8 protein-coding genes and 2 pseudogenes are annotated in these 9,108 nt (G+C 60.4%); 7 read left to right on the top strand and 3 right to left on the bottom strand.

Features of this window, described 5'->3' with window-relative positions; genetic code table 11:
- Positions 1-1,115 precede the first annotated feature (1,115 nt).
- From AC629_RS42870 to AC629_RS42845, 6 genes and pseudogenes are all read left to right on the top strand, one after another.
- On the top strand, positions 1,116-2,450 hold the full coding sequence (locus AC629_RS42870) for an extracellular solute-binding protein (RefSeq protein WP_210419212.1): 1,335 nt from the start codon (positions 1,116-1,118) through the stop codon (positions 2,448-2,450).
- Positions 2,451-2,563: 113 nt separating this feature from the next.
- Positions 2,564-3,418 carry a carbohydrate ABC transporter permease gene (locus tag AC629_RS42865; RefSeq protein WP_245332188.1) on the top strand — a complete coding sequence of 285 codons (855 nt, stop codon included), beginning with the start codon at positions 2,564-2,566 and terminating at the stop codon, positions 3,416-3,418.
- On the top strand, positions 3,415-4,269 hold the full coding sequence (locus AC629_RS42860; protein ID WP_084810639.1) for a carbohydrate ABC transporter permease: 855 nt from the start codon (positions 3,415-3,417) through the stop codon (positions 4,267-4,269). Before AC629_RS42865 ends, AC629_RS42860 begins: the two co-directional genes overlap by 4 nt.
- A gap of 14 nt (positions 4,270-4,283) precedes the next feature.
- Positions 4,284-5,381 carry an ABC transporter ATP-binding protein gene (locus AC629_RS42855; protein WP_084810638.1) on the top strand — a complete coding sequence of 366 codons (1,098 nt, stop codon included), beginning with the start codon at positions 4,284-4,286 and terminating at the stop codon, positions 5,379-5,381.
- A gap of 49 nt (positions 5,382-5,430) precedes the next feature.
- Positions 5,431-5,721: a Spy/CpxP family protein refolding chaperone gene (locus tag AC629_RS42850; RefSeq protein ID WP_283848243.1), complete on the top strand. Its 291-nt coding sequence runs from the start codon at positions 5,431-5,433 to the stop codon at positions 5,719-5,721.
- A 25-nt stretch (positions 5,722-5,746) separates the two neighbouring features.
- Positions 5,747-5,997, top strand: a pseudogene (locus AC629_RS42845) (ATP-binding protein); the annotation flags it as partial.
- Between the two features lie 33 nt (positions 5,998-6,030).
- Here the strand turns inward: AC629_RS42845 and AC629_RS42840 are convergent.
- The 3 genes and pseudogenes from AC629_RS42840 to AC629_RS42830 form a co-directional block, all read right to left on the bottom strand.
- Entirely contained in the window at positions 6,031-6,420 is a 390-nt protein-coding gene (locus AC629_RS42840) for an enoyl-CoA hydratase-related protein (protein WP_084810636.1), read from the bottom strand.
- Positions 6,421-6,459: 39 nt separating this feature from the next.
- Complete coding sequence (locus AC629_RS42835; RefSeq protein ID WP_084810635.1) at positions 6,460-6,732, bottom strand: hypothetical protein; 273 nt, start codon at positions 6,730-6,732, stop codon at positions 6,460-6,462.
- 125 nt (positions 6,733-6,857) lie between these two features.
- Positions 6,858-7,570 (bottom strand): annotated as a pseudogene (locus tag AC629_RS42830) (SOS response-associated peptidase).
- An 88-nt stretch (positions 7,571-7,658) separates the two neighbouring features.
- On the opposite strand from AC629_RS42830, the gene AC629_RS42825 reads away from it, so the two are divergent.
- Positions 7,659-8,693: an IS110 family RNA-guided transposase gene (locus AC629_RS42825; protein WP_084810641.1), complete on the top strand. Its 1,035-nt coding sequence runs from the start codon at positions 7,659-7,661 to the stop codon at positions 8,691-8,693.
- Positions 8,694-9,108: the final 415 nt, after the last annotated feature.

Raw genomic sequence — 9,108 nt, 5'->3', positions numbered from 1 at the left:
ACCTGGAAGTTACGCCCTCGGGCGCTCGCAAGAGCGGCCTCAGGCTTATCCAGCAAGACGTTCTGGCCCAGTATAATGCTGTGGTTGGCGTGCAGCGGTCCTTCGCTGAATCCGTAAATGCCTATATCGAAACGAAACTCGCGGAAGAGTAAGGCCACCTCAGTTGGCGGCCTCGCTGGATCGCCCGATCTCTGTTGGTTGTATCGTTTGGTGCCAAATGCGATCAAGGCGCTGACGATTGTGAAGCCGGATACCTCCGTTGGCACCGTGCCGGTTTCAGATCGTTTGGCGCTGGAAATTGCGGAACCGCAGCGGCCGACCAGCTGTAGCGTTGGAAATTCGCCGGCTGATCCGCGAGATGAGCATCGCCGACCCGTTGTGGGGAGCGCCGGAAATCCACGGGGAGCTTCTCAAGCGTGGCATCGAGATCGGTCAGACCAGCGTCGCCAAGTATATGGCGCGGAGGAGGGGTCCTTCCTCACAGGGATGGAAGACGTTCCTTCGCAAGGCTGCTCGAGCGCATGCAGAAGGAACCCGGTCCAGTCGAACGATCGGAAATCGTCATTCGCAACCGAAATGCGATATCTTCGGCATGTGCGGTCTACCTCGGAATGCGGTTAACCGCGGAAATCGCTGAGACATCTCAAACATGCCAGACGTCCTGACCTTATTTTTTGTCGTGAGAGGCCTCCAGGCAGGACACAGCCGCCTTGCCGTTTAACGGTTTGCTACATACGCTGGGACGGCAGTCTGATGATTGAGAGTCTGGCGCGGCTTGAAGCGCGCGGAATTTGGCACGAACCCATCAACGACTATGCGGACGTCGTGACCGACCCGCAGGTTATTCACAACGAGAGCTTCCGGGTCGTGAAGGGTGCGACCGGGTCGCCGATCACGCTCGTCAGCATCCCGTGCGTTGCGACGGCGAGATCCCGGAAGTGCGTTTGCCATCGCAGGAACTCGGCGTCCGATCGGAAGAATTTTGAAGGAACGCGGCTGCGACGGCGAGCAACTTCAGTATCTCTATAGGCGGGGAGTGATCGGCTCTTGTCGGCGGATTACCGCAGCCTGGAGACTGAGGACGAACGGTCAACAGCGGTATCGACCGAGAGGAGTTGCCTGCTGCGTTGACACAAACGGAGGAAGCAATGCCGAAGAGGAAAGGTCTGGTGCGATTGCAGTTGAGTGCCGCACTGGCGATCTGGGCGGCGGCGTCGTGGGGCAGCCCTGCCGCGCAAGCAGAGGAAACACTCAACATCTGTCATGGCGGCCATCCGATCATGGTCGCGAGCCAGAAGATTCTCGACAAATGGGCGAAGAAGGAAAGCGTCAAATTGACGACGACGCTCATCGCCTACGATGTCTACGTGCCCAAGGTCACGCAGATGCTGACGACTGGTAGTGCGCAGTGCGACATCATCTGGCACAACGACGATTGGGGTCAGCTCTGGCAGCAGTATCTGGTGACGACCGACGATGTCGCCGGTATCCGCAACGTGGCGAAACAGCCGCTCGACGCCTTCTGGAACGATCAACACGAACTCACAGTCATCCCCATGGCCCATACCGTCGGCACCTTCTTCTACCGCAAGGACCTCATTTCCGATGCCGAGGTACCGAAGACTTTTGCTGACATGGTCCAAATTGGCCAGAAGCTGCAAAAGGAAGGCAAGGTCAAATGGGGATATGTCGGCGGCATGTCCTTCAACAACACATGGTTCACCCTGTGGTGGACCATGTGGAACAGCGGCTGCGACATCTTTAAGCCGATTTACGAGCGCGACAACAAAGTACTCGCTGCGAATGGATGGACCTCGATCATCGACCAACCCTGCCATCAGCAGATCGTCGATTTCTGGTGGGACGCACTCCACAAGGATAGAATCGCGCCCGAGGCAACCACCACCTACGGACGCAACGAGGCGAACGCCATCTTTATGGCAGGCGATGCGGCGATGACGGTCGCCGATTCGACTTTCTGGGGCGATTACAATGACAAGAATAAATCGCGAGCGGCCGGAAACATCGGCATGGTTCCATACCCGATCGGCCCCGGCCGTAGTAAACCGATTACGTGGCTCGACATCTGGGGCTGGGCGATTCCGAAATCCGTGTCGCCCGCGCATCAGGCCCTTGCCAAGAAATTGCTGGGCGAGATGCTCACCGACGAAGACGGCCAGGTGCAGATGTGGAATGAGACCGGCGGGCCTCCGCCCAACGTCAGGGTCTGGGACCGACTAACAGCTAGCGATCCAGTATTTCGTAAGCTCAAGGAGGTCGTATTCGACCAGGATCACGCGCATTCAGCCTACTACTTCGCCAACTGGCCGCGGGTGCACAAGGCTTACTCGGATGCGGCGATCAAGGCGCTGACCGGAAAGCGCGAGGACATTCCTGCCGTTCTCAAAGAAGGCGCCAAGGCCGTGCACGACGCAGCCGTCGCACAGTAGCCGGGCGACCTCCGATGGCGAAGACGCATTCCGCTTCCTCCGACGGTCGGGCCTCCAGTACGGCGCCAAACCAGCCGAATGCGGAGCCGTGGCTCGGGGAGAAGGAGCGCTTCATGCTTCTTCTCATCGCGCCCGCCGGCATCGTGCTTGTGCTGTTTCAGATAGTGCCGATCGTTTTCGGTGCGAATGCGAGTTTTCGCGACTGGCAGCTCTTCAATCCAGCCCAGACCTGGGTCGGTCTCAAGCATTATCTCTACATCCTTGGTGATTCGACATTTTTGACCATTGTTTTGCCCAATACCTTTCTGTTGACGTTCCTTTCGGTGACTCTGTCGCTCATCGGCGGACTGGCGCTGGCTCATTACCTGCATCGGAATTTCGCGGGCCAGTGGCTTATGCAGACCATCATTCTGCTGCCGCAAATGATCGCGCCGGTTATCGGTGCCATGATGATGCGCTGGGTGTTCAACGACCAGTTCGGCGTGGTGGCGGCGTTCCTCGATTGGGTCGGGTTTGGGCCGATCTCATGGCTTGCGCAGCGCTGGCCGAGCTTCTTCATCGTTATCCTCACTGACGTGTGGATCTGGACTCCTTGGTTCGCCCTGATCCTGCTCGCCGGGCTCCGCAGCCTGCCGCGCGAGCCGTTCGAGGCGGCGCAGATCGATGCAGCGGGTGCCTGGCGGACGTTCACTCACCTGACGCTGCCGATGCTGCGACCGGTGATCGCAGTCTGCGTTCTCATCCGCTCGATCGATGCCTTCCGCACGTTCGATGTGGTCTGGATTCTCACCGGCGGCGGCCCGGCGCGCTCCACCGAAGTCTTCAGCATCTATACCTATGTCGAGACCTTCGTGAACCTCGATTTCGGACGCGGCTCGGCCGCCGCGATCATCGGGGCGCTCATCATTCTGGTGGTCGCCGGTGCCATGTACAAGGTGGCTGGCCGCGTCGCGGATGTTGCGCGATGATGGCATTGTGCGCGAAAAAATCCGACCGTCGGTATCGCTGGACCGATGCTTTGGCTCCGGGCGGCCGCCGCGCCCTTTTTTTGCTGGCGACGATCGCGATCGTCCTTCTCTTCCTCGGGCCGATCGTCATCCTGGTGGTAACCTCGCTGCGTCCGGGCTGGGCGGTTTTCTATATCTACCGCGGCACCGACTTCACCTTGCAGAATTACCGCGATGTGCTGGCGACCGAGGCGGTTATGCACGCCTTCGTCAACAGCTTCCTGGTGGCAACGCTGGCCACTATCGTCTCCATCGGCGTCACGGTGTCAAGCGGCTATATGCTCTCGCGCTTCCGTGGACCGATCCCGCGAGCCTGGTTCGGCACGATCTACGTGTTCCGTACCGTGCCCTACATCTCATGGGTACTGCCGTTGTATCTCGTCTGCTACCACCTTGGCATCTACGATACCTATGCCGGCATCCTGCTGCCGCATATTGCCGTGCACATCTGTTTTTTTTCGTGGATCATGAAGGGGTTTTTCGACGGCATCGACCCGTCGATGGAATATGCGGCACTAATCGATGGCTGCACGCGCTGGGGAGCGTTTCTGCGCGTCGCCTTGCCTTCGGCGATCCCAGCCATCGCCGCGCTTGGCATCCTCTCCTGGCTCTACACCTGGAATGAGTTCCTGTTCGCGCTGATCCTCACTGGTCACAATACCGCGCTGATCACGGTGACCATGGCCCAGTTCGTCACCGAGCTCGGCACCGCCTGGAATCTGATGAGCGCGATGGCAGTCATGGCCATGGGGCCGGCAATCATCATCACCTTGTTCGCGCAGAAATACGTGGTCCGCGGCCTGCGGATCTGAGATGGATCGTGATCATGGCCCAGGTCGTTCTTGAAGAGGTCAACAAGGAATACGGCAGCGTGCGCGCCGTCGTCGACGTCAATCTGACGATAGCCAACGAGGAATTCGTCGTGCTGGTCGGACCCTCAGGCTGCGGCAAGTCGACCACCTTGCGCATGGTCGCCGGGCTCGAGGAGATCACCCGCGGCGTCATCCGCATTGGCGAGCGCGTGGTCAACCGGCTGCCGCCGAAGGACAGGGACATCGCGATGGTGTTCCAGAACTATGCGCTCTACCAGCACATGACGGCCTACGACAATCTCGCCTTCGGACTGCGCAATCGGAAGGTACCGGAGGCCGATATCAAGACAGAGGTGATGCACGCCGCCGCGGTCCTCGGCATCGAGCAACTGCTGAGCCGCAAGCCGCGTGAGCTGTCCGGCGGACAGCAGCAGCGGGTCGCACTCGGCCGCTGCATGGTCCGGCATCCGCAGGTGTTCCTGTTCGACGAGCCGTTGTCCAATCTCGACGCCAAGCTGCGCGCGCAGATGCGGATCGAGCTGAAGCGACTGCGCGAGCGCGTGGCGACCACTTCGATCTACGTCACCCACGATCAGGTCGAGGCGATGACACTCGGCGATCGCGTCGTCGTCATGCTCGATGGCCGCATCCAGCAGGCGGCGACACCGCTCGTAATCTATAACCGGCCGCGCAATCGCTTCGTCGCCGGTTTCATCGGCGCGCCGGCAATGAACTTCCTGTCTGTCGAGCTGCAGAACAGCGATGATCGCTTGCACGCTGTAGCCGAGAACTTCCGTATCCGCGTGCCGCAAGACCGGGTCGGCGAACTCTCGCGCCAGCGTACACGTGACGTCGTGCTTGGCGTCCGGCCGGAGCACGTGCTCATGGGCGAGCCGCGCCCGGAACATGGCACCGGCTTTGACGCCAATGTCGAGGTGACGGAACAGCTCGGTGCCGAGCTGCTGGTCGCGGTGCGTGTTGGCGGCGCCACGCTGCTGGCTTCACGTATCGACGCCGAGGCGACGCTGGTGCTGCACCAGCCATTGCGCCTGTCGCTGGATCCGCGCGGCTTGCATTTCTTCGACCGCAAAAGCGGCGAAGCAATCAGGTGAGTCACATTGAAGGGCCAGTCCTTTTCGCCGCATCGACCGCGCGGAACGCTTGCGGGCAGCGCTCGTCCGGCAAGCGGAAACGCCACCGTTGCAGCGGCGCATCGAAGCGATGATGGTCGCGGTGGAGACGGTGCAAGGGCCGCTCGATAAGTTCTACGGCCTCCTGAGCGATGAGCAGAAGGCGCAGATCAATGCGCTTTCCACCACGGGCCAGCGTCCGGCCCGGACCGCGGCGCGAGCCGGCTCGGCCGGACCAGCCTGCGATGTGACGCAAGCGGAGCTGACCGAGTGGCCGACCGCCGATTGTGCCCGCTACGACAACCTCCGGAGGACTATCTGATGGAACGAACCAAATCTTCGATCTTATGGGCGAGCTCAAACTCTACGGAATGAAGGCCGCCTTCGACGAGATCATGGTGACCGCCATCAAGCGCCAGCATGAGCCGCAACGCATTGTCGGTGATCTGCTCACCGCCGAGATCAGCGAGAAGCAGGCAAGATTGATCAAGTACCAGCTCACCATCGCCAAACTTCCACTCGCCAAGGACATCACTTCCAGTTCGATGGCACGCCGATCAACCAGACCCTCGTCAATGGTCTCGCCGGCGGCGGCTTCAGGAGGTCCAAACCATGGGCAACTCCTCAGACCTCACCGCGCGCGAAAGATTGGCTTGCGCTTCTCAAGAAACGCATTCCGGCCCTCGATATAGTCTTCAGATGCGAAGCAGGCATCGACGGCGACCTGCGCGGCGGCCAGGTTCCGATCGCTGGGATCTTTGGTTGCCTCGTTCACGCAAAGCTTGACCGAGCGGATAGTTAGCGGCGCGTTCTCTCCGATCGATGCAGCATAGTCTCGCACATAGGCTTCAATTTTTGCGCGCGGAACAACTCGATTGACGAGTCCCATACCCTGGGCTTCCGAGGAATGAAAGCGGCGGGCCGTGTAGAAGATCTCCTTGGCAAAGGCAGGGCCAACGATGTCGACAAGGCGTTTGATGCCCTCATAGGCATAACCCAGTCCGAGCTTGGACGGGGGCATCCGCAAATTATAGCGGTTTGCGGTCGGCTCGTCGCGACGTTAGATGAGATCCTCGTGCGAACACCCAGGGCATGTGTCTCCGATCGAATCCAGAACCTCGGCGATCGCGACCGCGGCGACCGCCGGAGAAACCCCGGCCGGCGGATCCTGACGCGCGACGTTGAATGCACGCTCGCGGGCGTGAGGGGCGCCGCGATCCTGCATCCAGCCGTGCTCCCCGCACTCCCGAATGGCTCCGGCGTCGTGGAGGACCGACATGGCCCAGCCGCGCAGCGTCCCGACCGCGGGCCGCCTTTCCCTAGACATCAGCATTGATCGCTCCTGCCGATAAGAATCGTCCGCGCCCGTCCATCGTTCCGGCCAGTTAGCACAGGGCAGGGATTCGAAATCGCGGGCACTGTCGCCTGTCCACGTGTTCCGCCTTCCTGTGCACAGCACTAAGTGGCCGTGGAGGGATCCTCCTTCTCGCTTGTCGCCACGATCTTCAACGCGCCGTCCGGCAGCGGACGCTGCAGCGCCTCGGCCTCGTCCCAGGGGGCGCGCATCCAGACGTCATACTCCTCCGCCGTCGTTAGGATCACCGGCATCGCCTTTGGATGCACGCGCTTCACCTCGACATTCGGCTCGCAGGTCAGAAAGCCGAAGACATCTATGGTGATCTCGCCCTCCTTCGCTTTGCGAACGCTGGTCCAGTTCGTCCAGATGCCAGCGAAAGCGACGAGGGGGCGTGACTCGTTGACGGCGAACCAAACCGGCACTTTCTTGCCGTCGATCGTGTCGTACTCGGAAAACGACGTGAGCGGCACAAGGCAGCGATTATATCCGGCCCGAGCCACCGCTTCCAATGGCTGCTGCTGGGGTTGCGGATGTTGGTCGTGCCGCTGTCCGGCTCCATAGGTAACAGCTCCTTGAAGTCCGCCGCTTTGCCCTTGGCTTCGAGCTTCTCGGCTCGCTTCTTCGTTGCGTCCATCAGCACCTTCGACGAAGACGGCATGCCCCAGCGCGCCATGGCGACCTCGCGGCCGTTCGGCGCATTGCGGACGATAGGGGCCGGATAGTCCGGGAAGATGCCGGGCATCGATGGCAGATTGCCGACGTGACTGTTGAGCGCGCCGAACAGGCGACGGATCGCGTCGACGTTTTTCGTCATCGAATAGATGAGGTGATTGCGGTTGCAGCCAAAAGGCTCAGCCTGTGGCAAGGAGTCCGCAAGGGCGGGCGTGCAACAGGAGAATAATATGCAGCACTACGTTGGCCTGGATGTATCCTTAAGTGAGACCGCAATTTGCGTGGTAGATCACGACGGCATCGTCATTCGCGAAGGCAAAGTGGCATCCGAGCCAGAGGCGATTACGGCTTGGCTCATCGAACTGGATATCTCCGTTACGAGGGTCGGCCTTGAGATCGGTGGTCTCGCTCGCTGGCTTTATGCCGAGTTACGCGCAGCCGGTTGGCCAGCGATCTGCATCGACCCGCGACGCCTCAGAGGACTGACGAAGACCATGCCCGTAAAGACGGACCGGAACGACGCCCGCGCCATCGCGCAGGTCATGCGGGTCGGTTGGTACAATATCGTGCACATAAAGAGCGGCGTAAGCCAGGAACTGCGGATGCTTCTCACCAACCGAGAGACGCTTCTGGTCAAGCAAATCGACATCGAAAACGAGATCCGCGGAACTTTGCGCGTTTTTGGCCTCAAACTCGCTGGCCGCATAACCCAGGCGAGCTTCGAGGAGCGCGCCCTCGATCTCGTTGCTGACGAACCTCGGTTAGCGGCAATGCTGCGGCCAATGCTCGCGGCGCGCTCTGCGCTTTCTCAGCAGTACGCCGTGCTCCACAAAATGCTGCTTGAGGTCGTGCGAGTCGAGTCGACCTGTCGGCGATTGATGACCGTTCCCGGCGTCGGCGCGTTGACTGCGGTCACCTATCTCACGACCATCGACGATCCTGCGCGCTTCCAACGGTCGCGTGACGTCGGCGCTCACCTTGGTCGAACACCAAGAAAATATGCGTCCGGAGAGATCGACCGCAACGGCTCCATATCGAAGTGTGGCGACACGCTGCTCAGAACGACATTGTACCAGGCGGCCCTCGCGCTGCTGACGCGGACCCAGCGTTGGTCAACGCTGAAGGCATGGGGAATGGCAGTAGCTAAGCGACGCGGACTACGTCGAGCAGTCGTTGCTGTGGCACGTAAGCTTGCGATCGTCATGCATCGCATTTGGACCGATGGCAGCGAGTTCCGCTGGTCACGCGAGGAAGCGATGGCATAACCACAAGGAGACATTGAGGGCTCCGCTAAACAGCGGAAACGACGTCCCGCGAGGACGAGGTCGACGTGACTGCGCTGCAATCTGTGGGCATCCAGCTCGCCGTAATAGATGGCAGCCGTCGATCTTCGAACCATGAATTGAGGCGACCAAGCGTCGACCTCGGAGACAAGAACGAGCCTCGCGGCCGTTGATTTAAGAAGGCTGACCCATTGTGCTAACAACCGCAATCAGACAAGAGATTGCACACGATCAAGTCTCCGGAGCGGCCTGACGAGGGCGGGATGTCAGTTGCAGAAGCGTGGCGGGCGGCGTCCCGTCTCCGTGATCACTTCCAGCCGGCGCGCCGTCACGTCCGACTTAAGCGTATGGTCAAGCATAGACACAAGCCGATCCCTTCAAAGAGATCGTGAAACTC

The organism is Bradyrhizobium sp. NAS80.1 (assembly GCF_001908205.1).
Taxonomy (GTDB): Bacteria; Pseudomonadota; Alphaproteobacteria; order Rhizobiales; family Xanthobacteraceae; genus Bradyrhizobium.
The sequence above is the reverse complement of the archived record's forward strand: the minus strand, read 5'-3'. Positions and strand labels throughout refer to the sequence as shown.

Bases quoted from the DNA above. Each gene is read 5' to 3' on its own strand.
- AC629_RS42865 (WP_245332188.1), top strand. From the start codon at position 2,564: ATGCTTCTTCTCATCGCGCCCGCCGGCATCGTGCTTGTGCTGTTTCAG.
- AC629_RS42860 (WP_084810639.1), top strand. From the start codon at position 3,415: ATGATGGCATTGTGCGCGAAAAAATCCGACCGTCGGTATCGCTGGACC.
- AC629_RS42855 (WP_084810638.1), top strand. From the start codon at position 4,284: ATGGCCCAGGTCGTTCTTGAAGAGGTCAACAAGGAATACGGCAGCGTG.
- AC629_RS42840 (WP_084810636.1), bottom strand. From the start codon at position 6,420: ATGCCCCCGTCCAAGCTCGGACTGGGTTATGCCTATGAGGGCATCAAA.
- AC629_RS42835 (WP_084810635.1), bottom strand. From the start codon at position 6,732: ATGCTGATGTCTAGGGAAAGGCGGCCCGCGGTCGGGACGCTGCGCGGC.
- AC629_RS42825 (WP_084810641.1), top strand. From the start codon at position 7,659: ATGCAGCACTACGTTGGCCTGGATGTATCCTTAAGTGAGACCGCAATT.